Origin of the sequence: Burkholderia sp. Ac-20392, assembly GCF_017104585.1 — a bacterium.
Classification (GTDB): domain Bacteria; phylum Pseudomonadota; class Gammaproteobacteria; order Burkholderiales; family Burkholderiaceae; genus Burkholderia; species Burkholderia lata.
The window spans coordinates 1-26474 of the sequence record NZ_JAAGPB010000071.1; the positions used below are offsets into that span (position 1 = coordinate 1).

A 26474-nucleotide genomic window follows, 5' to 3' on the forward strand; every position below is an offset into this window, starting at 1 on the left:
CCGCGCTGACGGCGCGCGCTGACGGCCGCGCCAGGTGCCCGGCCAATAAAAAAAGCAGCCCGGAGGCTGCTTTTTTGTTGCTTGCGCGGAGAATGCGGATCAGGCGAAGGCCGTCTGCATGTCGAACGCGAAACCCTTCGGCGCGGCTTGCGGATCGTCGAACGTGACGATCTCGTATGCATCTTCGTTCGCGAGCAGTTCGCGCAGCAGCGCGTTGTTCAGCCCGTGGCCCGACTTGTACGCGGTGTACGACGCCAGCAGCGGATGGCCGATCACGTACAGATCGCCAATCGCGTCGAGCATCTTGTGCTTCACGAACTCGTCGTCGTAGCGCAGCCCGTCGTTGTTCAGGATGCGGTACTCGTCGAGCACGATTGCGTTTTCCATGCTGCCGCCACGGGCGAGACCCATCTCGCGCAGCATCTCGGCCTCATGTGCGAAGCCGAACGTGCGTGCACGCGCGATCTCACGCACGTACGACGTATTCGCGAAATCGACCTCGAGCTCCTGACCGGTCTTGTCGACGGCCGGGTGACGGAAGTCGATCGAGAATTTCAGCTTGAAACCGAAGTACGGATCGAGACGCGCGAACTTGTCGCCGTCGCGGATTTCGACCGTCTTCTTCACCTTGACGAAGCGCTTCGGCGCGTTCTGCTCCTCGATCCCGGCGGACTGGATCAGGAACACGAAGGTCGCTGCGCTACCGTCCATGATCGGGATTTCCTCGGCCGTCACGTCGACATAGAGGTTGTCGATACCGAGGCCGGCGCACGCCGACATCAGGTGCTCGACGGTCGACACGCGCACGCCATCCTTCTGCAACACCGACGCGAGCCGCGTATCGCCGATCGACGTCGCCGCGGCGGGAATGTCGACGGGCGTGGGAAGGTCGACGCGCGAGAAGACGATGCCCGTGCCCGGCGCGGCAGGACGGAGCGTCAGCTCGATCTTGCGGCCCGAGTGGACACCGATACCCACGGTCTTCACGATGGACTTGATGGTGCGCTGCTTCAGCATGATGTTCTTCGTCGTGATTGAAGATATCAATCAGGAGTTATATTCGATAGGGGAGATTATAGCGTAATTCCCTATTCAACGTAGTTTGAAACTGCGTATCAATCTGTTTCGGCAGTTTACCCGCGCCGATACGGGACGGGCCGATGCCCGGAACGGAGGCGTTTCCGGTCATCAGCCCGTGTTACAACTGCCCTGAGGCCGGCGAGCAACGTTGCCGGAAGGCAACGGCTCACCGCACGATCAGGACGTCAACGTCGCGAGAACACTCGCCGCATCGCTCACTTCGAATTTGCCCGGCGCCTCGACGGCCAGCGTCTTGACCACACCGCCGTCAATCACCATCGCGTAGCGCAGGGAACGAATTCCCATGCCACGCGCGGACAAATCCTGCGTCAGCCCCAGCGCATGAGTGAAAGCCGCGCTGCCGTCCGCCATCATGCGCACCTTGCCCGCGGTGTGCAGATCACGTCCCCATGCGCCCATCACGAATGCGTCGTTGACGGACACGCACCAGATCTCGTCGATGCCCGCCGCGCGCAATTGCTCGGCGTGTTCGACGTAGCCCGGCACATGCTGCGCCGAGCAGGTCGGCGTGAAAGCGCCCGGCAATCCGAAGATCACCACCCGCTTTCCCGCAACCTGGTCGCGCACGCTGTAGGCGTTCGGCCCCAGCGTGCACCCTTCACGCGCGTCGTCGATGTACTCGAACAATTGCGCGTCGGGCAGCGCGTCGCCCACTTGAATCATGGCTGGTCCCTCATAGCGATACGGTTTTTCAGCGTGTCGCGGACAGCACGGCCCATCCCGCCCCGCTTGTGCGGAGAGGGCACGTTTCCCGGCCCGGCGTCGCATCCGACGCGGCCTGTCGTGGTCCGTAGCATCCGTCACGCCGGCGATACCGCGGCAGTTTCGCCGCGGCTTCGCCTGTGTTTGCGTCAGTCAGCCTGCTTGCGCAGGAAAGCCGGGATGTCGTACGTGTCGACACCCTTCTCCTGCAGCGCCTGCACGTGCGATGCCGCGGTTTCGCGCGAATTGCGCCACACCGCCGGCGTATCGAGCGCGCCGTAGTCTGCCGTGCTGACGTGATGCGTCGGTGCGTAGCCGTGCGAAACCGCGCTGACCGGCTGGTTGTCCGTACCCGTGCGCAGCAGCGTCATCGGTGCCGACTGCTGCCTCTTCGCCGCACGGCCCAGACCCGTCGCCACGACCGTCACGCGCAGTGCATCGCCCATCGCGTCGTCGTACACCGCACCGAAGATCACCGTCGCATCTTCCGCCGCGTAGCTCTTGATCGTGTTCATCACTTCGCGCGTTTCCGACAGACGCAGCGAACGGCTCGACGTGATGTTAACCAGCACGCCGCGCGCGCCCGACAGATCGACGCCTTCGAGCAGCGGGCTCGCCACGGCCTGTTCCGCCGCGAGGCGTGCGCGATCGACGCCGGCAACCGTCGCCGTGCCCATCATCGCCTTGCCCTGCTCGCCCATCACCGTCTTCACGTCTTCGAAGTCGACGTTCACGAGGCCATCGACATTGATGATTTCAGCGATGCCTGCGACCGCGTTGTTCAACACGTCGTCCGCGCACTGGAAGCACTTGTCCATCTCGGCGTCGTCGCCCATCACGTCGAACAGCTTGTCGTTCAGAACGACGATCAGCGAGTCGACGTGATCCTCCAGTTGCTGCGAACCGGCTTCAGCGACGCGCATGCGCTTGCCGCCTTCGAACTCGAACGGCTTGCTGACGACACCTACCGTCAGGATGCCCATCTCCTTCGCAATCTGCGCGACCACCGGTGCCGCGCCCGTGCCCGTGCCACCACCCATGCCGGCCGTGATGAACACCATGTGCGCGCCGCGCAGTGCGTCGGCGATGCGCTCACGCGCTTCTTCCGCTGCCGCACGACCCATTTCCGGCTTCGCACCAGCGCCCAGACCCGTGTTGCCGAGCTGGATCACCGACGATGCGCGCGAACGCGACAGCGCCTGCGCATCCGTGTTCATCACGATGAAGTCGACGCCCTGCACGCCGCGGTTGATCATGTGCTGGACGGCATTGCCGCCAGCGCCGCCAACGCCGACCACCTTGATGATGGTGCCGTTGGTTTCGGTTTCCAGCATTTCGAATTCCATTGTTGCCTCCGTCAAGAGAATTACTGCTACTCGGCCGTTATTCGGCAGGAGATCGGGCAACCCCCTGTCGCGCGCCAGCCGCCGGCACCAGCGCGAATTTCGATTCGGTATGTCAGAAGTTGCTCAGGAACCATTCCTTCATCCGCGAGAACACCTGCCCCGCGTTGCCGGACTGCACGGCGACCTTGCGGCCGCGCATGCGCTGAGCACTGCCTTCGACGAGCAGCCCCATCGCCGTCGAGTAGCGCGGATTGCGCACGACGTCGGAAAGGCCGCCTGCATACTCCGGCGCGCCGATGCGCACCGGTTTCAGGAAAATGTCTTCGCCGAGCTCGACCATGCCGGGCATCATCGACGCACCGCCGGTAATGACCACGCCGGAGCTCAGGAGTTCTTCGTAACCGGATTCGCGCACGACCTGCTGCACGAGCGAGAACAGCTCCTCGACGCGCGGCTCGATCACGGCTGCCAGCGCCTGGCGCGACAGCGTGCGCGGGCCGCGTTCGCCGAGGCCCGGCACTTCCACCATTTCGTCCGGATCGGCGAGCGCCTGCTTCGCAATGCCGTAGCCGACCTTGATGTCTTCCGCATCCGGCGTCGGCGTGCGCAGCGCCATTGCGATGTCGCTCGTGATCTGGTCGCCGGCGATCGGAATCACCGCGGTGTGACGGATCGCGCCTTCAGCGAAGATCGCGATGTCCGTCGTGCCGCCGCCGATGTCGACCAGCACCACGCCGAGATCCTTTTCGTCTTCCGTCAGCACGGCCAGCGACGATGCGAGCGGCTGCAGGATCAGGTCGTTCACTTCGAGCCCGCAACGGCGCACGCACTTGACGATGTTCTGCGCGGCACTCACCGCGCCCGTCACGATGTGCACCTTCACTTCCAGCCGGATGCCGCTCATGCCGATCGGCTCGCGCACGTCTTCCTGGCCGTCGATGATGAATTCCTGCGTGAGGATGTGCAGCACCTGCTGGTCGGTCGGGATGTTGATCGCCTTCGCGGTCTCGATCACGCGGGCGACGTCGGTCTGCGTGACTTCCTTGTCCTTGATCGCGACCATCCCGCTCGAGTTGAAGCTGCGGATGTGGCTGCCCGCGATCCCCGTGAACACGTTGGTGATCTTGCAGTCGGCCATCAGCTCGGCTTCCTCGAGCGCGCGCTGGATCGACTGCACGGTGGCCTCGATGTTGACCACCACACCTTTCTTCAGACCCTTCGACTCGCTCTGGCCGAGACCGATCACCTCGTAGTGGCCTTCGCCCTTCAGCTCGGCGACGATGGCCACCACCTTCGACGTGCCGATGTCGAGGGAAACCAGCAGATCCTTGTAGTCTTTGCTCATAAAGTGCTCTTGCGTGTGATCTCTCGTTACTTCTTGCGCTTGTCGGTATCGGTCAGGAACCGCATGCCTGCCGCGCGAATCGCGAATCCGTTCGGATAGCGCAGGTCCGCGTACTCGATGTCGTTGCCCCAACGCTCCGTGACCGCCGGCCATGCGGCAACCAGGCGCTGGCTCCGGTCATGCAGCGATTCGCTGTTGCGTTCCTTGCCCAGCTCGACCTGCATGCCGTTCGACAGCTTCACCGTCCACGCGTACCGCGCCGACAGCGTCACTTCTTCCGGCGCCGCCTTCAGCGGCGCAAACCATTTCCCGAAGTCGCGATACCGCGTGACGACTTCCTTCGCACTGCCCTCCGGGCCGTCGAACGCCGGCAGTTCCTGCTCCAGCTCGCCCTGGTTCGCGGTGAACAGCTCGCCGTCGACGCTCACGAGCTGGTCGCTGCCCCAGGTCCCGAGCGGTTTGTACTCCTCGAGCGTGACAGCCAGCGCATTCGGCCACACCCGGCGCACGCTCGCATGGCGCACCCAGGGCATCTGCTCGAACGCGGCGCGCGCGGCGTCGAGATCGACCGTGAAGAAATTGCCCTTCAGCCGGCCGACCACACCCGCGCGCACCGTCGGCGAATTGATGTGCTCGGTGTCGCCGTCGATCCGGATTTCCCGCAGCGCGAACGTCGGGCGCTGGATCAGCCAGTAGCAACCGGCCGCCGCCAACACGAGCAGCAACAGCGCGTACAGCGCGCTGGCGGCAAGGTTGAGTTGGCGAACGTTGTTCCACATACGTCGTTCCGTTCCTGCGTCAGTCGTTGAGCGTGAGCGACAGCACCTTCACGACCAGCTCCGAATAGCTGATGCCGACCGCGCGCGCGGCCTTCGGCGGCAGCGAGTGGTCGGTCATGCCCGGCGCGGTGTTCACTTCCAGGAAGTACGCGTTGCCGTCGGCGTCGAGCATGAAGTCCGCGCGGCCCCAGTCGGTGCAGCCGAGCACGTCGAACGCCCGGCGTGCGACGCGCTTGAGTTCCGCTTCCTTGTCGGCGGGCAACCCGCACGGAATCAGGTATTGCGTGTCGTCGGCGATGTACTTCGCGTGATAGTCGTAGAACTCGCCGGCCGGCACGATCTTGATCACCGGCAGGTCGAGATCGCCGGCGATGCAGGCGGTGTACTCGCCGCCGCCTTCGATGCTCTTCTCGACGATCACGATCGGGTCATGCGTCGCGGCTTCCGCGAGCGCAGCCGGCAGCGCGTCGGCCGTCTTCACCTTCAGCACCGCCACGCTCGAACCTTCGCTCGCCGGCTTCACGAACAGCGGCAGGCCGAGCTTCGCGACGATGTCCGTCGCGCGTGCCGCGAGGTCGTCGCCGCGCAGCACCGTCTCGAACGGCGGCGTCGGCACGCCCGTCTGCTGCCACACGAGCTTCGTGCGGAACTTGTCGAGGCCGAGCGCCGACCCGAGCACGCCGCTGCCCGTGTAGCGAATGCCGTAGAAATCGAGCGCGCCCTGGATCTGGCCGTTCTCGCCGTAACCGCCGTGCAATGCGTTGAACGCGCGCACGAACCCTTCATCCTTCAGCGCCGCCAGCGGGCGCTCGGCCGGGTCGAACGGGTGCGCGTCGATGCCCGCGTCGCGCAGGCCCTGCAGCACGAGCTTGCCCGACGTGAGCGACACCTCGCGCTCCGAGGACTCGCCGCCGAACAACACCGCCACCTTGCCGAAACGTTTCGGATCAATCCCGCTCATGTCATGCCTTCTGTTGAGTGTGCTGCGCAACCTTCGCCGGCACGCCGCCGATCGAACCCGCGCCCATCGTGATCACCACGTCGCCGTTCTGCGCGACCTTCGCCAATGCGTCCGGCACGTCGTCGACCGTCGCGACGAACACCGGGTCAACCTTCCCCACCGCGCGAAGCGCACGCGACAGCGCGTCGCCGTTGGCCGTCGAGATCGACGCCTCGCCGGCCGCGTAGACTTCAGTCAGCACCAGCGCGTCGACCGTCGACAGCACGTTGACGAAATCGTCGAAGCAGTCGCGCGTGCGCGTGTAGCGGTGCGGCTGGAACGCCAGCACGAGGCGGCGGCCCGGGAACGCGCCGCGCGCGGCCGCGATCGTCGCGGCCATCTCGACCGGGTGATGACCGTAGTCGTCGATCAGCGTGTACTGGCCGCCGTCCGCGGTCGGCACTTCGCCGTAGCGCTGGAAGCGCCGGCCGACGCCGTTGAATTCCGCCAGCGCCAGCTGGATCGCGTCGTCCGACACACCGAGATCGGTCGCGATCGCGATCGCCGCGAGCGCGTTCTGCACGTTGTGCAGGCCCGGCATGTTCAGTACGACCGCAAGCGGCGCGCGCCCTTCACGGATCACCGTGAAATGCATGCGGCCGTCGCGCGCATCGATGTCTTCCGCGCGCACCTGCGCGTCCGGCGACAGCCCGTAGCGCACGACCGGCTTCGAGATGAACGGGATGATCTGCCGCACGTTCGGATCGTCGACGCACACGACCGCGCTGCCGTAGAACGGCAGGCGCTGCGTGAATTCGATGAACGCCTGCTTGAGCCGCGCGAAATCGTGGCCGTAGGTGTCCATGTGGTCGGCATCGATGTTCGTGATGACTTCGATCACCGGGTACAGGTTCAGGAACGACGCGTCCGACTCGTCGGCCTCGGCGACGATGAAATCGCCCGTGCCGAGCCGCGCGTTCGCGCCTGCGCTGATCAGGCGCCCGCCGATCACGAAGGTCGGATCGAGCCCGCCCGCCGCGAGCACGCTCGCGACGAGGCTCGTCGTCGTGGTCTTGCCGTGCGTGCCGGCGATCGCGATGCCCTGCTTCAGGCGCATCAGCTCGGCCAGCATCACCGCGCGCTGCACGATCGGCACGCGCTTCGCGCGCGCGGCCAGCACTTCCGGGTTGTCCGAGCGCACGGCCGTCGACACGACGACCGCGTTCGCGCCCTCGATGTTCGCCGCGTCGTGGCCGATCGCGATCCGTGCGCCGAGCGCCTGGAGACGATCCGTCACCGCGTTGCGCGACAGGTCCGAGCCGCTGACCTCGTAGCCGAGGTTGACGAGCACTTCGGCGATGCCGCTCATGCCCGCGCCGCCGATCCCGACGAAATGAATGTGTTTGACGATGTGTTTCATGTCAGCCTCCGCCGGGCCGTCCCAAATCCCGATGGACAGGCTTTATGGGGGGGCTGCGCCCCCCCAAGCGAACGAAGTGAGCGTGGGGGTTGTTTCATTTAAGTTGTTCCAGGTTCGCGCCGGCCGCCTTCGCGCACACGCGCGCGACTTCGTCGGTGGCCTCGGGCTTCGCCAGCGAGCGCGAACGTTCCGCCATGTCCGCGAGCGATGCCCGCGACTGGCCGCGCAGCCAGTCGGCAAGCAGTTCCGCCGACAGGTCGCGTTGTTGGACCAGCACGGCCGCGCCCGCATCGGCGAGGAACGCGGCGTTGCTCGTCTGGTGATCGTCGACCGCGTACGGGAACGGCACGAACAGCGCCGCCACGCCCACCGCCGCGATCTCCGACACCGTCATCGCCCCTGACCGGCAGATCACCAGATCCGCCGCCGCATACGCGGCCGCCATATCGTCGATGAACGGCACGAGCCGCACGTCTTCGCCGGCCGCGAAACCGGCCGCTTCGTAATTCGACTTCAGCGCGTCGATGTGCTTCGCGCCGGCCTGATGCACGATGCGCGGGCGCTCACCCGGCGCCAGCATCGCCAGCGCGCGCGGCACGACTTCATTCAGCGCGGCCGCCCCGAGGCTGCCGCCGACGACCAGCACGTTCAGCCGGCCGCTGCGCGCTGCATAGCGTGCTTTGGGCGCTTCCGTGCCGGCAAGTTCCGCGCGAATCGGGTTACCCGTCCATTCCGCGTGCGGGAGAGCACCGGGGAACGCGACGAGCACGCGTTTCGCGAATTTCGCGAGCACCTTGTTCGTCAGGCCCGCGATCGAATTCTGTTCATGCAGCACGAGCGGACGGCCCGACAGCGCGGTCATCACGCCCGCCGGGAACGTGATGTAGCCGCCCATCCCGAGCACGACGTCGGGCCGCACGCGGCGCAGCGCGGCAAGGCTCTGCCCGCATGCGCGCAGCAGGTTGAACGGCAGCGTCAGCTTGGTCTTCAGGCCCTTGCCGCGCAGCCCGCCGAACCGCACGTATTCCATCGGAATGCCGTGCTTCGGTACGAGCGTCGCTTCCATCCCGGCCGGATTGCCGAGCCAAACGACGCGCCAGCCCGCCGCTTCCATCCGGTGCGCGACCGCGAGCCCCGGGAACACGTGGCCCCCGGTGCCGCCTGCCATCACCATCAGCGTGCGTTGCGACGCGGTCATACCTTCCCTCCGCGCATCAGCACCCGGTTTTCGTAGTCGACCCGCAGCAGCACCGCGAGCGCGACGCAGTTCAGCAGAATGCCCGAGCCGCCGTAGCTCACCAGCGGCAGCGTCAGGCCCTTGGTCGGCAGCAGCCCGAGGTTCACGCCCATGTTGATGAAGGTCTGCGCACCGAACCAGATGCCGATACCTTTCGCCATCAGGCCCGCGAACGTGCGATCGAGTGCGAGCGCCTGGCGGCCGATCTCGAACGCGCGGCGCACGATCCAGTAGAACAGCAGGATCACGACCAGCACGCCGACGAAACCGAGCTCCTCGCCGATCACCGCGAGGATGAAGTCGGTATGTGCTTCCGGCAGGTAGTTGAGCTTCTCGACGCTGCCGCCGAGGCCGACGCCGAACCACTCGCCGCGGCCGAACGCGATCAGCGAGTGCGTGAGCTGGTACGCCTTGCCCTGCGCGTAGCGCTCGTCCCACGGATCGAGGTACGCGAAGATCCGCTCGCGACGCCACGGCGACAGCCACACCAGCATCGTGAAGGTGCCGATCGCGGTCGCAACGAGGCCGCCGAACAGCTTGCCGTTCACGCCGCCGAGGAACAGCACGCCCATCGCGATCGCCGCGACCACCATGAACGCACCCATGTCCGGCTCGAGCAGCAGCAGCGCCCCGACCAGGCCGACCGCGAACGCCATCGGCAGGAAGCCCTTGGCGAAGCTCTGCATGTATTCCTGCTTGCGCACCGTGTAGTTCGCCGCGTAGATCGTCACCGCGAGCTTCATGATTTCCGACGGCTGCATGTTCGTGATGCCGAGCGGAATCCAGCGGCGCGCACCGTTCACGCCCTTGCCGACGTGCGGAATCAGCACGATCACGAGGCTGACGAGCGCGATCAGGAAGAGTTGCGGCGCGTATTTGTCCCACGTCGACACCGGCACGCGGAACGCGATCACCGCCGCGATGAACGCGACGACGAGCGAGATGCAGTGGCGCATCAGGAACGCGTAATCGTGATACGACGCGTACTTCGGCGAATCGGGCATCGCGATCGACGCCGAATACACCATCACGACGCCGAGCCCGAGCAGTGCGATCGCGACCCACAGCAGCGAATAGTCGAAGTCGAGCATCCGCGAACGGCTCGGGCGCACGCCGTTGACGACGCTCGCAAGGCCGCCCGTCGCGGCGCGCGTGGCGGATGCGACGCGGCCGCCCGCGGCATTGCCGCCGGTGTCGCGGCGATCGTTGAAGCGGGAGACGAGGCGATCGGACCAGCTCATGGCGTCGCTCCTTTATCGATGGCGATTTCGTCGACCGCCGCGCGGAACACATCCGCGCGATGGGCGTAGTTCCTGAACATGTCGAGGCTCGCGCATGCAGGCGACAGCAGCACCGCATCGCCCGGCTCGGCGAGGTCGGCCGCCGCGTGCACCGCCCCTTCGAGCGTCGTGTAGTCGGCGAGCGGCACGCCCGTTTCGGCGAGCGTGTCGCGGATCGCCGGTGCGTCACGGCCGATCAGCATCACCGCCCGGCACCAGCGCGCGACCGGCGCAACCAGCGGTGCGAAATCCTGCCCCTTGCCGTCGCCGCCCGCGATCAGCACGATCTTCTGCGCAAGCCCGTCGAGCGCGGCAACCGTCGCGCCAACGTTCGTACCCTTGCTGTCGTCGACGTAGTCCACGTCGTCGATCGTCGCGATCACTTCGACGCGATGCGCTTCGCCGCGGTACTCGCGCAGCGCGTGCAGCAACGGTGCGGCCGGCAGGTCGATCGCGCGTGCGAGCGCGAGTGCGGCCAGCGCGTTCGCCGCGTTGTGCAGCCCGCGGATGCGCAGCGCGTCGGCCGGCATCAGGCGCTTCTGCGCGATGTCGGGCGTATGCGCGTCGCGCTTGCGCCGACGGGTCGTCGTCGCAACCTCATCCGGCGCGTCGCGATCGACGGCTTCGACCAGCCACGCGATGCCGTTGTCGCGCGACAGCCCGTAGTCGCCGTCCTGCACCGGTTCGTTCAGGCCGAATGTGACCGTGCGCGGCGCATCGGCCGCGCCGGCGGCCGGCGCGAACCTCATCACGGCCGCATCGTCGCGGTTCAGCACGCGCGTGGTCGTCGCGCCGAAGATCCGGCCCTTGGCCTGCGCGTACGCGTCGAAGCTGCCGTGCCAGTCGAGGTGATCCTGCGTGATGTTGAGGATCGCGGCCGCATCGGGCGCGAACGTGCGCGCGGTCTCGAGCTGGAAGCTCGACAGTTCGAGCACCCACACGTCAGGCAGCGCGGTTTCGTCGATCGCGCCAGCGAGCCGGTCGAGCATCGCGGGGCTGATGTTGCCCGCGACGGCGACCTTCTTGCCCGAGCGCTGGCACAGCAGGCCGGTGAGGCTCGTCGTCGTGGTCTTGCCGTTGGTGCCCGTGATCGCGAGCACTTTCGGCTGGTAGCCGCTCGTGCCGAGCGCACGCAGCGCCTGCGCGAAGAATTCCAGCTCGCCCCACACTGCGACGCCCTGCTCGTTGGCGGCCGCGACCAGCGCCGCGAGTGCCGGTTCGAGCGGCGACAGCCCGGGGCTCAGCCCGACGAGCTCGATACCGCCGTCGAGCAGCGCAGGCGTGAACGCCCCGCCGACGAATTCCGCATCGATGCCTTCGGCCTGCAGCGCGGCAAGGTTCGGCGGCGCCTCGCGGGTATCGGCAATACGCAGCCGGCACCCGTGCCTCGCGCACCATCGCGCGATCGCGAGACCCGATTCCCCGAGCCCCAGTACGAGCACCATCGGCCGTTGCCGATCTCCAAACATCTCGCCAGACATCCTTGTTACCTTTCCTTTACCGCAGCTTGAGGGTGGTCAGACCGAACAGGCACAGCATCAGCGTGATGATCCAGAAACGCACGACCACCTGCGTTTCCTTCCAGCCGGACAATTCGAAATGGTGATGCAGCGGCGCCATCTTCAGCAGACGTCGCCCTTCGCCGTAGCGCTTCTTCGTGTACTTGAACCACGAAACCTGCAGCATCACCGACAGCGTTTCCGCGACGAAGATGCCACCCATGATGAACAGCACGATTTCCTGGCGCACGATCACCGCGACCGTGCCGAGCGCGCCGCCGAGCGCCAGCGCGCCGACGTCGCCCATGAACACCTGCGCGGGGTGCGTGTTGTACCAGAGGAACGCGAGCCCTGCCCCACCCATCGCGGAACAGAAGATCAGCAATTCGCCCGCGCCCGGAATGTGCGGGAACAACAGGTATTTTGAATAGACCGCACTGCCCATCACGTACGCGAACACACCCAGCGACGCACCGACCAGCACGACCGGCATGATCACGAGGCCATCGAGGCCGTCGGTCAGGTTCACCGCATTGCTCGCGCCGACGATCACGAAGTACGTCAGCACGATGAAGCCCCACACGCCGAGCGGGTAGCTGATCGACTTCAGGAACGGCAGCATCAGGTCGGCGCGTGCCGGCAGTCCCATCGACAGGCCGCTCCTCACCCATGCCATGAACAGGTCGAACACGCGCACGTTGTTCGCCTCGGACACGCTGAAGGCGAGGTAGACGGCTGCGAACAGCCCGATCACCGATTGCCAGAAATACTTCTCGCGCGACGACATCCCGCGTGGGTCCTTGTGGACGACCTTGCGGTAATCGTCGACCCAGCCGATCACGCCGAAACCGAACGTGACGAGCATCACGATCCAGATGAAACGGTTCGTCAGGTCGCCCCAGAGCAGCGTCGCGACCGCGATGCCGATCAGGATCAGCACGCCGCCCATCGTCGGCGTGCCGGACTTGACCAGGTGCGTCTGCGGGCCGTCCTTGCGCACGGCCTGACCGACCTTCATTTGCGTCAGCTTGCGGATCACCCACGGTCCGCACACGAGCCCGATCCCGAGCGCGGTGATGGTAGCCATCACCGCACGGAACGTGAGGTACGTGAACAAGCGCAAAAAGCTTGCGTCTCCTTGCAGCCATTGCGCCAGCGCCAGCAGCATGCTTCCTTCCTTCTACTCAGTGTGCAGCGGGCGCCGTGCCCGCCGCGGGTTGGTTCGTCAGCGCGTCGACCACGCGCTCCATCTTCATGTACCGCGAGCCCTTCACGAGCAGCGTCGCCTGCGCGCCGTAGCCCGCCGCGAGCAGTGCTTCGACCAGCGCGCCGACGTCGCCGAAATGGCGGGCCGTGTCGCCGTATGCCGCGCAGGCGTCGCGCGACGCGTCGCCGAGCGCGAACAGCGCGTCGATCCCGCGCTCGCGTGCGTAGGCACCGACCTCGCGATGGAAAGCCGGCCCTTCGTCGCCGACCTCGCCCATGTCGCCGATCACCAGCACGCGCGGCGCCGGTTGCGCGGCGAGCACGTCGATCGCGGCGCGCATCGAATCGGGATTCGCGTTGTACGTATCGTCGACGACCGTTGCACCCGCGAGGCTGCCTGCGATCGCCTGCTTCACCTGCAGCCGGCCCTTGACCGGCTCGAACGATTCGAGGCCCTGCTTGATCGCCGACAGCGCGACACCGGCGCCCAGCGCCGCGGCCGTAGCGGCCAGCGCGTTGCGCGCGTTGTGCTCGCCGAGCGCACGCAGCCGCACCGTGACGGCGCCCGCCGGCGTGTCGATCGCAAGTTCGCCGCCGTGAAGGCGGCCCGTGACCTGCGCGTCGTTCTGCCGTTCGGCATCGTGCAGCGCGAAATCGAGGATCCGGTTGCCGGTCGCCGCAACGCGCCAGATGCCCGCATACGCATCATCGGCCGGGAACACCGCAACACCATCCGGCGGCAGCGCATGAATCACGGCCGCGTGTTCAAGCGCGACGGCTTCGACCGTCGCCATGAATTCCTGGTGCTCGCGCTGCGCGTTGTTGACGAGCGCGACCGTCGGCGCCGTGAGGCGCGCGAGGACTTCGGTCTCGCCCGGGTGGTTCATCCCGATCTCGATCACCGCGAGACGATGCGCGGCCGACAGGCGCAGCAGCGTCAGCGGCAGGCCAACATCGTTGTTCAGGTTGCCGGCTGTCGCGAGCCGCGCGTCGGCGCCGACCGCCGCCGCGAAGATCGACGCGATCATTTCCTTGACGGTCGTCTTGCCGTTGCTGCCCGTCACCGCGACGAGCGGCAGCGCGAATCGGTTGCGCCAGCCATGCGCAAGCGCGCCGAGTGCGGCACGCGTTTCGCCGCCTTCGATCGCCGGCATCGTGACGCCCGCCGGCACGTGCGCGACCAGCGCCGCGGCGGCGCCGCGCGCAGCGACGTCGCCGAGAAAGTCGTGCGCGTCGAAGCGCTCGCCTTTCAGCGCGACGAACAGATCGCCGGGGCCGGCCGTGCGGCTGTCCGTCGACACGCGGTCGAACGTGACGCCCGCGTCGCCGTGGACAGTTGCGCCGGGGATCAGGCGAGCGGCTTCGCCGAGACTGAGCATCGTCATTCGGCGCCTCCCTTGCCGTGCGTCGCGCGCGCTGCCAGCGCGAGCCGTGCGTGATCCTGGTCGGAGAACGTGCGCTTCTTGCCCATGATTTCCTGCGTGGCCTCATGGCCCTTGCCGGCCAGCACGACGACATCTTCGCGTGCCGCGCCGCGCACGGCCTGCAGGATCGCGCTCGCGCGATCTTCGATACGGCGTGCGTGATCGGGCGCGGTCATGCCCGCGACGATCTGGTCGATGATGCGCTGCGGGTCCTCGCTGCGCGGGTTGTCGCTCGTGACGACGGTTTCATCGGCGAACCGCTCCGCGATCGCGCCCATCAGCGGGCGCTTCGTCGTATCGCGATCGCCGCCGCAGCCGAACATGCAGACGAGCCGGCCACCGCGCGCCGTGGCGATCGGGCGCAGCGCGTCGAGCGTCTTTTCGAGCGCGTCGGGCGTGTGTGCGTAGTCGATCACGACGAGCGGTTCGTCGTTCTGCAGCCGGCCGCCGAGCCGCTGCATCCGGCCGTTGACTGACTCGAGCCGTGCGATCTCGGCAAGCGCCGCGTCGAACGGCACGTCGGCCGCGAGCAGCGAGCCGAGCACCGCGAGCAGGTTGCTGACGTTGAACGTGCCGAGCGTGCCGACTTCGACGTCCGCGTCGCCCCACGACGAACGCAGGCGGAACGCCGTGCCGGTCGTGGTGGCGCGCACGTCGAGCGCGACCAGTTCGCGATCGGCGTCCGGCGCCGCTGCGTCGCCGATTCCGTACGCGATCGTGCGCACGCGGCCGGCCAGTTTCTCGAGCAGACGCTGTCCGGCCGCGTCGTCGCGGTTGACGACCGCCGCACGCAGGCCACGCCATGCGAACAGCTTCGCCTTCGCGGCCTCGTACGCATCGAACGTACCGTGATAGTCGAGGTGATCCTGCGTGAGATTCGTAAACACCGCGATGTCGAACGCCGTACCGTTCACGCGCCCCTGGTGCAGCGCATGCGACGACACTTCCATCGCCACGGCCTTCGCGCCCGCGTCGCGCAACTGCGCAAGGCTGCGCTGCAATTGCGACGCATCGGGGGTCGTGAAGCCGGTCGGCACGAGCTGGCCGGGCATCCCGGTGCCAAGCGTGCCGATCACCGCGCACGGCTGGTGCAGCGCCGTCAGCGCGGCGGCGATCCATTGCGTGCACGACGTCTTGCCGTTCGTGCCGGTCACACCCACCGCGAGCAGGCTGTCGCTCGGATCACCATACCAGCCGCTGGCGATCTCGCCTGCAAGCTGGTCGAGCGCAGGCACCGCAAGCGCGACAGGAACGGCCGGCGCAGCGGCCAGCCCTTCCGGCTGGTACAGCACGGCGGCCGCACCGCGCGCGACGGCGTCGGCGATGAAGGCACGATTGTCCGCCCCGTCGACTGCATACGCGACAAACACGTCGCCAGCCTTGAGGCTGCGCGTGTCGGCATGCAGTTGCGCTGCGGAGGCCACATGCTGACGCAGCCACGCAAGCGCGGCTGCGATCTGCTGATGCGCCGGATGGGAACTGCGAGCGGCGCTCATCGAACAACTCCTGGTGAATTACGCGTCGTGCTGGACACGATCATATGCTTCGCACCGCCACCCGCGGCCAGCTTTTGCGGCCCGGTTGCGGAAGGCGCTGCCGGCGAATCGTCAGACACGACAAGCTGCTTGATCGGCATGTTCGGCGGCACGTTCAGCGCACGCATCGTGTCGCCGGCAATTGCCGAGAATACGGGGCCGGACACCTGGCCGCCGAAGTGGCTGCCGGCGGTCGGCTCGTCGACCGACACCGCGACGACGATGCGCGGATTCGGCATCGGCGCCATCCCGACGAACGACGCGCGGTACTTGCGCGTGTAGCCGTGACCTTCATGCTTGTACGCGGTGCCGCTCTTGCCGCCGACGCGATAACCCGGCACGGCCGCATCCGGCGACGTGCCACCCGGCGCGACCACCGTCTCGAGCATCGCGCGCACTTCGCGCGCGGTGGTCGGGTTGAACACCTGCGTGCCCACGACCGGCTGGTTGGGGTCGGTCTTGAAAATGGTCACGGGCATCAGCTCGCCGTCATGCGCGATCGCCGTGTAGGCACGCGCGAGCTGGAACAGCGACACCGACAGGCCGTAGCCGTACGACATCGTCGCCTGTTCGATGCGGCGCCAGCTCTTCCACGGACGCAGGCGGCCGGCCACCGCGCCCGGGAAGCCGACCTTCGGCGCCTGGCCGAGGCCGATGCTCGTATACATATTCCACATTTCCTCGGGCCGCATCGTCATCGCGATCTTCGTCGCGCCGATGTTGCTCGACTTCTGGATCACGCCGCCGACCGTCAGCGTGCCGAAACCCGCGTCGTCGGTGATCGGCGCGCCGTCGAGCACGAAATGCCCGTTGCCCGTCTCGACGAGCGTGTTCGGCGTCACGCGGTGCAGGTCCAGCGCGAGCGACACCGTAAATGGCTTCATGATCGAGCCCGGCTCGAACACGTCGGTCATGATCCGGTTGCGCAACTGCTCGCCTGTCATGCGCGAGCGGTCGTTCGGGTTGTACGTCGGGTAGTTGACGAGTGCCAGCACCTCGCCGGTGCGCACGTCGACGACCATCGCCGCACCGGCCTTCGCCTTGAACTTCTCGACGGCGGCCTTCAGGTTCGCGTACGCGATGTACTGGATCTTGCTGTCGATCGACAGGTCGACATCCGTGCCGTTGTGCGGCGGGATCTGCTCGGCGACGTCCTCGACGATGTGCCCCATCCGGTCCTTGATCACGCGACGCACGCCCGACGTGCCGGACAGCATCTTCTGGTCGCCCAGCTCGACGCCCTCCTGCCCTTCGTCCTCGACGTTCGTGAAGCCGATCAGGTGAGCGGTGATCTCGCCTTCCGGATAGAAGCGTTTGTACTCGTTGCGCTGATAGATACCGGGAATGTCGAGCGCGGCGACCTTGTCCGCGACGTCGATCGGCACCTGGCGCTTGACGTAGACGAAACCCTTGTCTTCCGACAGCTTCACGCGCAGTTCCTTCGACGTCATGCCGAGGAGCTTGCCGAGCTGGTTGACCTTGTCGGCGTCGAGATCGTCCGGCACCGCGTCGGGAATCGCCCAGATCGCGCGCACGGGCAGGCTCGTCGCGAGCACGAGCCCGTTACGGTCGAGGATCTTGCCGCGCGTCGCCGGCAGATCGAGCGTGCGCTGGTAGCGGCTTTCGCCCTGCTTCCGATAGAACGCGTTGCCGGGCCCCTGGATCCAGAACGCGCGTGCGGCCAGCGCGACGAACGCCATGAACAGCATGAACACGACGAGCTTCGAGCGCCACATCGGCAGATGCACGCCCAGCACGGGGCTCGACGAGAACTTCACGTTCTGGCGCTTCTGGGACGGCTTCATCGCGCGCCTCCCTTGCCCTTGGCGGTCGTGTCCGCCGAAGCCGGGATCGGCGCATCGATCGCCTTCGCTGCGCCCGGCGGCAGCGTCAGGTATTGCGTGCGGCCGGTCGTGATCGGCTGCATCTTCAGCGAATCGTTCGCGAGCTGCTCGATGCGCGACGTCTTCGACAGCGCGCTCTGCTGATATTGAAGCTGCGCGTAGTCCTGCTGGAGCTGACGCTCCTGCGACTGTGCACGCTGCAGCTGGATGAAGATCTGGCGCTGCTGGTTCGTCGAATTGACGACCGACAACGCGCAACCCATCACGATGATCAGCAGGAAGATATTGAAGCGGCTCATGGCGTGACGCGCTCCGCGATGCGCATCACGGCCGAGCGGGCGCGCGGATTCGCAGCGACTTCCGCTTCACTCGGAAACTGGCGGCTGATGATCTTGAGCGGCGGGCTCGGGAGGTCGACGGCGCGGATCGGCAGGCGACGATCGACCGCAGGCGCACTCGCGTGCGCCTGCATGAATCGCTTGACGATCCGGTCCTCGAGTGAATGAAAGCTGATGACCACCAGCCGCCCCCCTTGCTCCAGCAACGACAGTGCCGCGTCTAGTACGACTTGCAGGTCCGCAAGCTCTTGATTGACGTGAATCCGTATAGCCTGAAAGGTGCGGGTTGCCGGATCCTTGCCCTTCTCACGGGTTTTGACGACGTGACCCACGATTTGGGCAAGCTCGCCCGTGGTGTCGAGAGGCCCAAGACGGTCGGACTCTGCCCGGCGAGCAACAAGCGCCTTTGCAATCTGAAAAGCAAACCGTTCTTCCCCATAATCCCGTATCACCTCCGTCAATTCCTGCACCGAAGCCCGTGCGAGCCATTCCGCCGCCGACTCGCCGCGCGTCGGGTCCATCCGCATGTCCAGCGGACCATCGGCGCGGAAGCTGAAGCCGCGCGCCGGATCGTCCACCTGCGGCGAGGACACGCCCAGGTCGAGCAACACCCCCGACACCTTCTCGACACCGCGCGCCGCAAGCGCGTCGCGCATCGATGCAAAGCTGTCATGCACGATCGAGAAGCGCGCATCCTCGATGCCCTGCGCCGTCTCGATCGCCCTCGGATCCTTGTCGAACGCGATCAGCCGCCCGCCCGGCGCCAGCCGCGCGAGCACCGCACGGCTATGGCCGCCGCGCCCGAACGTGCCGTCGACATAAATGCCGTCCGGTCGCGTCACGAGCGATTCGACCGCTTCGTCCAACAACACGGTCCGATGCTGCAATTCGTTTCCCATCGCGGGCGTCTCCGTCACCGCAATCAGAACGTGAAATTCTTCAGCGCGTCGGGCATGCCCTGCGCCATCGCTGCCTGCTCCTTCGCGTTGTAGGTTTGCGAATCCCACAGCTCGAAGTGACTACCCATTCCCAACAACATGACTTCCTTTTCCAGTCCGGCTGCCATGCGCAGCTCGGGCGATACGAGAATCCGGCCCGCGCTGTCGAGATCGACATCCATCGCATTGCCGAGAAAAATGCGCCGCCACCAGTGCGCGTCCATCGGCAGCGCGGCGATCTTGGCGCGGAACACTTCCCATTCGGGGCGCGGAAACAGCAACAGGCAGCCGTCCGGGTGCTTGGTCACAGTCACCCGTCCTTCTGCCTGTCCTTGCAGCGCTTCGCGATAGCGAGCCGGCACCGACATCCGCCCTTTCGCATCGAGCGTCAGCGCCGACGCCCCTTGGAACACTTTCCGCTCTCCCGTTCAGGGCACCGAAGCACCCGCTCAATGCTGAGAATTTAGCCGGAATAGCCCGCCAAATCACACAAAAATACACTTTCTCACACTGTCTCCCACTTTAGAGGAAGGGTGTGGCACGGTCAAGGGAGCGGCCCGCTTTTTTGACGAATTTTGTTAGTTAGAACAAGGACTTACGCGCACATGCTCATGCGACCCCTCATTCCAAAAACCGTTATAAATGAATGAGCTAGTGCAACTTGTGAAGGTGATACGTGAGAAAGACGGGCCAGACGGGTGTGCGGACGGGGCTTTCGGGGGCGGGAAAACGAGGAATAAACGGGCGGTATCAGCGGCGGGGAACCGGGGCGACGTCACGCATCGCCCCGGTGGGAATCTCACAGATAGTACGCAGTGCTCGTCATGACTTTCGACGCGGCGCGCATCAGCATTCGCGCGGGCAGCGGCAGCTCGATCCCGCCTGCGTCGGCCGCGGCCTTGCCGTGTTTCACTTCGTCGATACGCATCTGGTCGACGATCGCACGCGACGCGGTATCGGCCGCCGGCAACTCGGACATGTGGCCTTCGAGATGGCTCTCGACCTGCCGCTCGGTCTCGGCCATGAAGCCGAGGCTGACCTTGTCGCCGAGCGCGCCGGCCGCCACGCCGATCGCGAGCGAACCCGCATACCAGAGCGGGTTCAGCAGGCTCGGGCGCGAGTCGAGCTCTTTCAGGCGATGCGCGGTCCACGCGAGGTGATCCTCCTCCTCGCGCGCGGCCTCCTCGAACATCGCCTTCGCCGATGCCGTACGCGCGGTGAGTTTCTGCGCCTGATACAGCGCCTGCGCGCAGACCTCGCCGACGTGGTTCACGCGCATCAGCCCGGCGGCATGCGTACGCTCTGCGGGCGTCAACTCGACGGCCGGCGCCTCTGCCGGTGCGGGCACCGGCCGGCTCATCCGGCTAATGCCGGTCAGCGATCGCAGGCCGCGATCGAATTCGCTGATCAGTTCATCAAACACCATCCTGTTCTCCTGGCTGCAGGTGCTGCCGCGAGCGGCAAGGGCACGAGTCCGCTGCGTAACCGACTTGATTATTCAGCGGAAATTGCGGTTAACCCGTGATTTTAACCATTGTTGCATAAACGAAACATGGCGACCTTGAGCTGCGGCATTTCGCTTTGTGGCAAAAAACGGTTTTGCTACATTACGTGCGACTTCTTGCGAAGTTGATGGGGCCCGTCAACAGAACATAACTATCCGCCCCGCCAAAAAAATTCAGTGATTCTTGGAGATCCGTTAATGAAAAAGTCGCTTCTCGCGCTCGTCGCGCTGGGCGCGTTCGCTGGCGCTGCCCATGCGCAAAGCAGCGTGACGCTTTACGGCATCATCGATGAAGGCCTGCTCTTCAACAACAACGCGGGCGGCAAGCACCTGTACAGCATGGCCAGCGGCGTGATGCAAGGCAGCCGCTTCGGCATGCGCGGTACCGAAGACCTCGGTGGCGGCCTGAAGGCGATCTTCACCCTCGAAAACGGTTTTGACGTGAACAGCGGCAAGCTCGGTCAGGGCGGCCTGATGTTCGGTCGTCAGGCTTACGTCGGCCTGTCGAGCCCGTACGGTACGGTCACGCTGGGTCGTCAATACGACTCCGTCGTCGACTTCGTCGGCCCGCTCGAAGCAGGCGACCAGTGGGGTGGCTACATCGCCGCTCACCCGGGTGACCTCGACAACTTCAACAACGCGTACCGCGTGAACAACGCGGTCAAGTTCACGAGCAACACCTACGGTGGCTTCTCGTTCGGCGGTGTGTACAGCTTCGGCGGTCAGGCAGGCCAGTTCTCGAAGAACCAGGTCTGGTCGCTCGGCGCAGGCTACAACAACGGCCCGTTGGTCTTGGGCGTCGGCTACTTGAACGCACGCACGCCGAACCAGTTCGGCGGCATGTTCAACAACGGTTCGACGTCGTCGTCGGTCTCGTCGCCGATCTACGGCGCGTACGCGAACAACGCGAACACGTACCAGGTCATCGGTGCTGGCGGTGCCTACACATTCGGCGCAGCGACGATCGGCGCAACGTACTCGAACACGAAGTTCAAGGGCTTCTCGGCAGGCCCGTTCGTGAACCAGTCCGCGACGTTCAACAACGGCGAACTCAACTTCAAGTATCAGTTGACCCCGGCGCTGATTCTCGGCGCGGCGTACGACTACACGCAAGGCAGCAAGATCAACGGCAGCTCGGCAGCCAAGTATCACCAGGGCTCGCTGGGTGTCGACTACTTCCTGTCGAAGCGCACGGACGTCTACGCGATCGGCGTGTACCAGCACGCATCGGGCAACGTGCTCGACGCGAACGGCAACGTGATCCAGGCAACCGCAGCGATCAACGGTCTCGCAGGTTCGAGCACCAGCAACCAGGTCGCAGCACGCGTCGGTATCCGTCACAAGTTCTAATCAGCTTGCCTGACAAGCCGCAGCATATTGAAGGCGCCTTCGGGCGCCTTTTTCTTTTCCGGTCGGTGCAGCCGCAAAGCCGAAGTGCCGCGAATCATACCGACTACGACGCGCTCGTCGCGGAGCAACGCGCCGTCCCTGTTGCGTCGATACGCACTGCAGCCGGCTCGGGCCATTCCGGAAGCGGCCTCGTTCGGAAACAGCCTCTTTGGGGCGGCGCCGCAAACAAAAAAAGCCCGGCACAAGCCGGGCTTTTTCGTTCGATCGATCACGCCGTCATGCGCGCCCGTCGCGGAGTTCGCGCCGCAGGATCTTGCCGACGTTCGTTTTCGGCAGCTCGGTACGGAACTCGACCAGCTTCGGTCGCTTGTAGCCGGTGAGCCGCTCCTTGCAGTAGGCGAGGATGTCCTTGTCGGTGAGCGCCGGGTCCTTCTTCACGACGAACAGCTTCACGGCTTCGCCGGAATGCTCGTCGGGCACGCCAACGGCCGCCACCTCGAATACGCCCGGGTGCGACGCCACCACGTCCTCGACTTCGTTCGGGTACACGTTGAAGCCCGATACGAGGATCATGTCCTTCTTCCGGTCGACGATCTTCACGTAACCTCGCGCATCCATCACGCCGACGTCGCCCGTCTTGAAGAAGCCGTCCGCGAACATGACCTTCGCGGTTTCGTCCGGCCGGTTCCAGTAGCCGGCCATCACCTGCGGCCCGCGGATGCAGATCTCGCCGGGTTCGCCGAGCGCGACGTCGTTGCCGGCGTCGTCGCGAATCGCCACTTCGGTGGACGGCAGCGGCAGGCCGATCGTCCCGCTATATTCGGTTGCCGTCACCGGGTTGCAGGTCGCCACCGGCGATGTTTCCGACAGCCCGTAGCCTTCGATGATCGCGGTATGGGTCTTTTCGTACCAGCGTTTCGCGACGCCTTCCTGGATCGCCATGCCGCCGCCGTTGGCGATCACGAGCTTCGACAAGTCGAGCTGATTGAATTCCGGGTGGTTCAGCAGTGCGTTGTACAGCGTGTTGACCGCCGGGATCGTCGAGATCTGGTAGCCCTTCAGCTCCTTGATCATGCCGGCGATGTCGCGCGGGTTCGGGATCAGGATGCCCATGCCACCGGTACGCATCGTCAGGAAGCCGCAGACGGTCAGCGCGAACACGTGATACAGCGGCAGCGCGACAACGGTCACGAACTGTTTCACGTCCGGGAACTTCTCATGCGCCGGATGATGCCAGGCGCCCGCCTGCAGCACGTTCGACACGATGTTCCGGTGCAGCAGCGTCGCCCCCTTCGCCACGCCGGTCGTACCGCCCGTGTATTGCAGGAACGCGACGTCATCGGGGCCGATCTTCTGCGCCTTGAATGCCTGGCGTGCACCTTCCGACAACGCGACCTTGAAGCGCGTGAACGACGGCAACTGCCAGGCAGGCACCATCTTCTTCACGTTGCGCACGACGTAGTTGACGAGCCATCCCTTGATGCCCAGCAGATCGCCCATCGATGCGACGACGACGTGCTTGACGCCCGTATTCGCGATGACGGCCTGCAGCGTCGACGCGAAATTCTCGAGGATGACGATCGCCTCCGCACCGCTGTCCTTCAGCTGATGCTCGAGCTCGCGCGGCGTATAGAGCGGGTTGACGTTGACGACGGTGTAGCCCGCACGCAGTACCGCGGCGATCGCCACGGGATACTGCAGCACGTTCGGCATCATGATCGCGACGCGCGCCCCGCGCGCAAGCCCACGCGATTGCAGCCATGCGCCGAACTGGCGCGACAGCTTGTCGAGTTCGCCGTACGTGATGCCCTTGCCCATGCAGACGAACGCCGTGCGGTCGCGATACTGCCGGAAGCTTTCGTCGAGCAGGTCCGGGACAGAGGGATAAGGAGACGCGTCAATTTCGGCTGGAACGCCGGGTGGGTACGATTTCAGCCAAATTTTGTCCATACTGCGCGTCTCCTCACAGATTTTCGAATGGTCGTGCTAAAACGCATCGTAACGGCTCGCTCGCCTCGAGACAACAGGGTTAGATGTCCACTTCGAACTTCCGTGGAAATTCGTCTGATCATACGGTGATATCCGATCAAATGCGTTCAACTTCCACGAGGCAATCGTAGAACGTCGCCGAATTGCCAAGATCGGTGAGCGCCTGGCTCGTCACTTCATTCGCGTTTCTGCCGTCCGGTGACAGCTTCTTCCACCAGATCGACAGTCCGACGACGAGCCCTGCGCGTGCGCGATCGGTAATTCTCGCGAGCGCCTGCATCGATCCGCGGTCGTTGAAGATGCGAACGACGTCACCTTCGGCGATACCGCGCGCATCGGCGTCAGACGGGTGGATGTCGAGATGCGGCTCGCCTTCGGTATGACGCAGGCTGTCGACGTTCACGAACGTACTGTTCAGGAAGTGGCGGGCCGGCGGCGAGATCATCGCGAGCGGATAGCGTGCGGCGAGCTCGGGCGCGGCCTCGGCCGATTCGAACGGCGGCAGGTAGTCGGGCACGGGATCCGCGCCCATCTGCTCGAGTCGCGGGCTGTAGAACTCGCACTTGCCGGACGGCGTACGGAAACCGCCGTTCGCGAACGGCGCCTCCGGCAGCTTGAGCTTCAGCCAGCCATCGCGCTTCAGCGTGTCCCAGTCGCTGTCGAGCACTGGATCGTCCCAGCGGAGCGCCGCGCGCGCGACCTCTTCGTCGCTGTGATAAAGCGCGGGTTCGTCGAGCCGCATACTGCGCGCGATACCACGGAAGATTTCCGTATTCGGTCGCGCATCTCCCACCGGCGGAATCGACGGCAGGTTCGCCATCACGTAGGTGTGGCCGTACGATTTGTGGATATCCAGATGCTCGAGCTGCGTGGTTGCCGGCAACACAATGTCGGCGAAATCGACGGTATCTGTCTTGAAATGCTCGAGAACGACCGTGAACAGATCGTCACGCGCGAACCCTGCCGCGACCTTCGAAGAGTCCGGCGCGACCGCCACCGGGTTCGAGTTGTACACGATGATCGCTTCGACCTTCGGCCCGAAGGTTGCATCGCCTTGGTGCAACAGCGCGTCGCCGATCGCGTTCATGTTGATGATGCGCGGCAGCTTGTGCGGCCAGCCCGGCATCAAATCCGGACGCAGCAGCGCGGCCTGGTTGACTGGCGCGGATTCCGACGACGACAGCAATAGGCCGCCGGCCCGATCCCGCCAGGCGCCCGTCAGCGCCGGCAGGCTTGCGATCGCGCGTACGGCGTTGCCACCGCCGCGGACACGCTGCATGCCGTAGTTGAGGCGGATCGATGCCTTGCGGGTAGCACCGTAACGACGCGCAAGATCGACCAGTTCCGACACGTCGATACCGCAGATCTGCGCAACGCGTTCCGGCGGATAGGACATCGCACGCTCCTTGAGCGCGTCGAAGCCTAGCGTATGGCTGGCGATGTAGTCGTGATCGAGCAGGCTTTCGGTAATCAGCACGTGCATCATGCCGAGTGCGAACGCGCCGTCGGTGCCGGGTTTCAACGCGATGTGCTGATGACACTTCTCCGCTGTCAGCGAACGATACGGATCGATGGCGACAAGGCGTGCGCCGCGGCGCTTCGCTTCCTGCGCACGCGTCCAGAAGTGCAGGCTCGACGCGATCGGGTTTGCGCCCCAAATCAGAATCAGCTCGCTTTCCTCGAAATGCTCGAGGTGCATGCCGAGACTGCCGCCGTAGGTGTAACGCAGCCCTGCTGCACCGGCCGCCGCGCAGATCGTGCGCTCGAGCCGCGAGGCACCGAGCTTGTGGAAGAACCGCTGGGCAATGCCCTCCCCCTGCACGAGCCCCATCGTTCCCGCATAGCTGTACGGCACGATCGCTTCCGGTGCACGCTCCGCGATTTCACCGAGACGACGGCCGATCTCATCGAACGCCTCGTCCCAACTGATCGGTACGAAATGCCCCTCTCCTTTGGCACCGACGCGCTTGAGCGGGACGTTGAGGCGGTCGGGGTGATGAACGCGATCGGCGTATCGGCTGACTTTCGTGCACAACACGCCTTGTGTCGGCGGATGATCTGGATCGCCCGTGACCTTGATCGCCTTGCCGTTTTCGACAGTCACACGCATTGCGCACGTGTCCGGACAATCGTGCGGGCAAACGGCCCGGGCTACCTGAATGGCGGCGTTCATCGTTTTAAGTGCAGAGATGGGGATTCGCAAATTTTACGTGGACACGCCAAATAAAGCGTTCATTTCGTACAGGTTCTGAGGTATTTGGCCGAAACGCGATGGGAGGAATCAGGAGCGTTTCAGTCGTTCCGTGCGTCGTCTGCGGGGGGACTTGCATGGCCAACCCGACATTCGTTGTCGACTATGGAAAGCCGATTGCGCACGACGGCGCCAACTGATTCGAGAGAGAGAGAGGAATTGCAGTTTTGATCGGAGATACGATCAATAGGCCAATGGATCGCGAATGATGCTGACCAATTAGCGGACCGGGAGCCGCGAGTGGTTGTACTTGGGAGAGGTGATGTGGAAGCTCCAGCCAGGCCGCCCATCCCGATTCCCCACGCATTTCCGCCGCTCAAATGCAAAAACCCCCGCCTTTCGGGCGGGGGTTCTCGGCTTAGGGAGCCTGACGATTACCTACTTTCACACGGGAATCCGCACTATCATCGGCGTAGAGTCGTTTCACGGTCCTGTTCGGGATGGGA

The 26474-nt window shown here is 65.2% G+C and carries 21 protein-coding genes; 1 reads left to right on the forward strand and 20 read right to left on the reverse strand.

Annotation, left to right across the window (positions count from 1 at the left end):
* Positions 1 to 99: 99 nt before the first annotated feature.
* The 18 genes from lpxC to coq7 form a co-directional block, all read right to left on the reverse strand.
* Positions 100 to 1017 (reverse strand): UDP-3-O-acyl-N-acetylglucosamine deacetylase, encoded by a 918-nt coding sequence (gene lpxC / locus G3N99_RS11695; RefSeq protein ID WP_011350845.1) that lies wholly within the window; start codon positions 1015 to 1017, stop codon positions 100 to 102.
* Positions 1018 to 1257: 240 nt separating this feature from the next.
* Positions 1258 to 1764, reverse strand: a complete 507-nt coding sequence (locus G3N99_RS11700; protein ID WP_011350844.1) for a peroxiredoxin — start codon at positions 1762 to 1764, stop codon at positions 1258 to 1260.
* A gap of 188 nt (positions 1765 to 1952) precedes the next feature.
* Entirely contained in the window at positions 1953 to 3149 is a 1197-nt protein-coding gene (gene ftsZ / locus G3N99_RS11705) for a cell division protein FtsZ (RefSeq protein ID WP_206122467.1), read from the reverse strand.
* Positions 3150 to 3261: 112 nt separating this feature from the next.
* Complete coding sequence (gene ftsA, locus G3N99_RS11710) at positions 3262 to 4494, reverse strand: cell division protein FtsA (RefSeq protein WP_006487138.1); 1233 nt, start codon at positions 4492 to 4494, stop codon at positions 3262 to 3264.
* Positions 4495 to 4520: 26 nt separating this feature from the next.
* On the reverse strand, positions 4521 to 5273 hold the full coding sequence (locus tag G3N99_RS11715) for a cell division protein FtsQ/DivIB (RefSeq protein ID WP_011350842.1): 753 nt from the start codon (positions 5271 to 5273) through the stop codon (positions 4521 to 4523).
* Positions 5274 to 5292: 19 nt separating this feature from the next.
* Positions 5293 to 6234: a D-alanine--D-alanine ligase gene (locus tag G3N99_RS11720; RefSeq protein ID WP_011350841.1), complete on the reverse strand. Its 942-nt coding sequence runs from the start codon at positions 6232 to 6234 to the stop codon at positions 5293 to 5295.
* A gap of 1 nt (position 6235) precedes the next feature.
* Positions 6236 to 7633 (reverse strand): UDP-N-acetylmuramate--L-alanine ligase, encoded by a 1398-nt coding sequence (gene murC, locus G3N99_RS11725; protein WP_206122468.1) that lies wholly within the window; start codon positions 7631 to 7633, stop codon positions 6236 to 6238.
* Positions 7634 to 7727: 94 nt separating this feature from the next.
* Positions 7728 to 8831: an undecaprenyldiphospho-muramoylpentapeptide beta-N-acetylglucosaminyltransferase gene (gene murG, locus G3N99_RS11730; RefSeq protein ID WP_174984086.1), complete on the reverse strand. Its 1104-nt coding sequence runs from the start codon at positions 8829 to 8831 to the stop codon at positions 7728 to 7730.
* Complete coding sequence (gene ftsW / locus G3N99_RS11735) at positions 8828 to 10111, reverse strand: putative lipid II flippase FtsW (protein ID WP_011350838.1); 1284 nt, start codon at positions 10109 to 10111, stop codon at positions 8828 to 8830. The genes murG and ftsW overlap by 4 nt, the downstream gene beginning before the upstream one ends.
* Positions 10108 to 11619, reverse strand: a complete 1512-nt coding sequence (gene murD / locus G3N99_RS11740) for a UDP-N-acetylmuramoyl-L-alanine--D-glutamate ligase (protein WP_206122469.1) — start codon at positions 11617 to 11619, stop codon at positions 10108 to 10110. The genes ftsW and murD overlap by 4 nt, the downstream gene beginning before the upstream one ends.
* A gap of 28 nt (positions 11620 to 11647) precedes the next feature.
* Positions 11648 to 12817, reverse strand: coding sequence for a phospho-N-acetylmuramoyl-pentapeptide-transferase (mraY, locus tag G3N99_RS11745; RefSeq protein WP_006477019.1), 1170 nt, complete (start codon positions 12815 to 12817; stop codon positions 11648 to 11650).
* A gap of 16 nt (positions 12818 to 12833) precedes the next feature.
* Positions 12834 to 14240 (reverse strand): UDP-N-acetylmuramoyl-tripeptide--D-alanyl-D-alanine ligase, encoded by a 1407-nt coding sequence (murF, locus tag G3N99_RS11750; RefSeq protein ID WP_206122470.1) that lies wholly within the window; start codon positions 14238 to 14240, stop codon positions 12834 to 12836.
* On the reverse strand, positions 14237 to 15775 hold the full coding sequence (locus tag G3N99_RS11755; RefSeq protein WP_206122471.1) for a UDP-N-acetylmuramoyl-L-alanyl-D-glutamate--2,6-diaminopimelate ligase: 1539 nt from the start codon (positions 15773 to 15775) through the stop codon (positions 14237 to 14239). The genes murF and G3N99_RS11755 overlap by 4 nt, the downstream gene beginning before the upstream one ends.
* Positions 15772 to 17619, reverse strand: coding sequence for a penicillin-binding protein 2 (locus tag G3N99_RS11760; protein WP_174939016.1), 1848 nt, complete (start codon positions 17617 to 17619; stop codon positions 15772 to 15774). Before G3N99_RS11760 ends, G3N99_RS11755 begins: the two co-directional genes overlap by 4 nt.
* Positions 17616 to 17957, reverse strand: coding sequence for a cell division protein FtsL (gene ftsL, locus G3N99_RS11765; protein ID WP_174939015.1), 342 nt, complete (start codon positions 17955 to 17957; stop codon positions 17616 to 17618). The genes G3N99_RS11760 and ftsL overlap by 4 nt, the downstream gene beginning before the upstream one ends.
* Positions 17954 to 18895: a 16S rRNA (cytosine(1402)-N(4))-methyltransferase RsmH gene (gene rsmH, locus G3N99_RS11770; RefSeq protein ID WP_011350832.1), complete on the reverse strand. Its 942-nt coding sequence runs from the start codon at positions 18893 to 18895 to the stop codon at positions 17954 to 17956. Before rsmH ends, ftsL begins: the two co-directional genes overlap by 4 nt.
* A gap of 23 nt (positions 18896 to 18918) precedes the next feature.
* A complete protein-coding gene (gene mraZ, locus G3N99_RS11775) occupies positions 18919 to 19347 on the reverse strand; it encodes a division/cell wall cluster transcriptional repressor MraZ (protein WP_006487094.1) in 429 nt (142 codons plus the stop codon).
* Between the two features lie 386 nt (positions 19348 to 19733).
* Positions 19734 to 20360, reverse strand: a complete 627-nt coding sequence (gene coq7 / locus G3N99_RS11780) for a 2-polyprenyl-3-methyl-6-methoxy-1,4-benzoquinone monooxygenase (RefSeq protein WP_027788457.1) — start codon at positions 20358 to 20360, stop codon at positions 19734 to 19736.
* A gap of 276 nt (positions 20361 to 20636) precedes the next feature.
* On the opposite strand from coq7, the gene G3N99_RS11785 reads away from it, so the two are divergent.
* The gene (locus G3N99_RS11785) at positions 20637 to 21788 is read left to right on the forward strand and encodes a porin (protein ID WP_011350830.1); all 1152 of its coding nucleotides are present in this window, start codon (positions 20637 to 20639) and stop codon (positions 21786 to 21788) included.
* 276 nt (positions 21789 to 22064) lie between these two features.
* Here the strand turns inward: G3N99_RS11785 and G3N99_RS11790 are convergent, their stop codons facing one another.
* Positions 22065 to 23738 carry a long-chain fatty acid--CoA ligase gene (locus G3N99_RS11790; protein ID WP_206122472.1) on the reverse strand — a complete coding sequence of 558 codons (1674 nt, stop codon included), beginning with the start codon at positions 23736 to 23738 and terminating at the stop codon, positions 22065 to 22067.
* A 136-nt stretch (positions 23739 to 23874) separates the two neighbouring features.
* Positions 23875 to 25950: a molybdopterin oxidoreductase family protein gene (locus tag G3N99_RS11795; protein ID WP_206122473.1), complete on the reverse strand. Its 2076-nt coding sequence runs from the start codon at positions 25948 to 25950 to the stop codon at positions 23875 to 23877.
* Between the last annotated feature and the right edge of the window lie 524 nt (positions 25951 to 26474).

Bases quoted from the DNA above. Each gene is read 5' to 3' on its own strand.
- lpxC (WP_011350845.1), bottom strand. From the start codon at position 1,017: ATGCTGAAGCAGCGCACCATCAAGTCCATCGTGAAGACCGTGGGTATC.
- G3N99_RS11700 (WP_011350844.1), bottom strand. From the start codon at position 1,764: ATGATTCAAGTGGGCGACGCGCTGCCCGACGCGCAATTGTTCGAGTAC.
- ftsZ (WP_206122467.1), bottom strand. From the start codon at position 3,149: ATGGAATTCGAAATGCTGGAAACCGAAACCAACGGCACCATCATCAAG.
- ftsA (WP_006487138.1), bottom strand. From the start codon at position 4,494: ATGAGCAAAGACTACAAGGATCTGCTGGTTTCCCTCGACATCGGCACG.
- G3N99_RS11715 (WP_011350842.1), bottom strand. From the start codon at position 5,273: ATGTGGAACAACGTTCGCCAACTCAACCTTGCCGCCAGCGCGCTGTAC.
- G3N99_RS11720 (WP_011350841.1), bottom strand. From the start codon at position 6,234: ATGAGCGGGATTGATCCGAAACGTTTCGGCAAGGTGGCGGTGTTGTTC.
- murC (WP_206122468.1), bottom strand. From the start codon at position 7,633: ATGAAACACATCGTCAAACACATTCATTTCGTCGGGATCGGCGGCGCG.
- murG (WP_174984086.1), bottom strand. From the start codon at position 8,831: ATGACCGCGTCGCAACGCACGCTGATGGTGATGGCAGGCGGCACCGGG.
- ftsW (WP_011350838.1), bottom strand. From the start codon at position 10,111: ATGAGCTGGTCCGATCGCCTCGTCTCCCGCTTCAACGATCGCCGCGAC.
- murD (WP_206122469.1), bottom strand. From the start codon at position 11,619: ATGTTTGGAGATCGGCAACGGCCGATGGTGCTCGTACTGGGGCTCGGG.
- mraY (WP_006477019.1), bottom strand. From the start codon at position 12,817: ATGCTGCTGGCGCTGGCGCAATGGCTGCAAGGAGACGCAAGCTTTTTG.
- murF (WP_206122470.1), bottom strand. From the start codon at position 14,240: ATGACGATGCTCAGTCTCGGCGAAGCCGCTCGCCTGATCCCCGGCGCA.
- G3N99_RS11755 (WP_206122471.1), bottom strand. From the start codon at position 15,775: ATGAGCGCCGCTCGCAGTTCCCATCCGGCGCATCAGCAGATCGCAGCC.
- G3N99_RS11760 (WP_174939016.1), bottom strand. From the start codon at position 17,619: ATGAAGCCGTCCCAGAAGCGCCAGAACGTGAAGTTCTCGTCGAGCCCC.
- ftsL (WP_174939015.1), bottom strand. From the start codon at position 17,957: ATGAGCCGCTTCAATATCTTCCTGCTGATCATCGTGATGGGTTGCGCG.
- rsmH (WP_011350832.1), bottom strand. From the start codon at position 18,895: ATGGGAAACGAATTGCAGCATCGGACCGTGTTGTTGGACGAAGCGGTC.
- coq7 (WP_027788457.1), bottom strand. From the start codon at position 20,360: ATGGTGTTTGATGAACTGATCAGCGAATTCGATCGCGGCCTGCGATCG.
- G3N99_RS11785 (WP_011350830.1), top strand. From the start codon at position 20,637: ATGAAAAAGTCGCTTCTCGCGCTCGTCGCGCTGGGCGCGTTCGCTGGC.
- G3N99_RS11790 (WP_206122472.1), bottom strand. From the start codon at position 23,738: ATGGACAAAATTTGGCTGAAATCGTACCCACCCGGCGTTCCAGCCGAA.
- G3N99_RS11795 (WP_206122473.1), bottom strand. From the start codon at position 25,950: ATGAACGCCGCCATTCAGGTAGCCCGGGCCGTTTGCCCGCACGATTGT.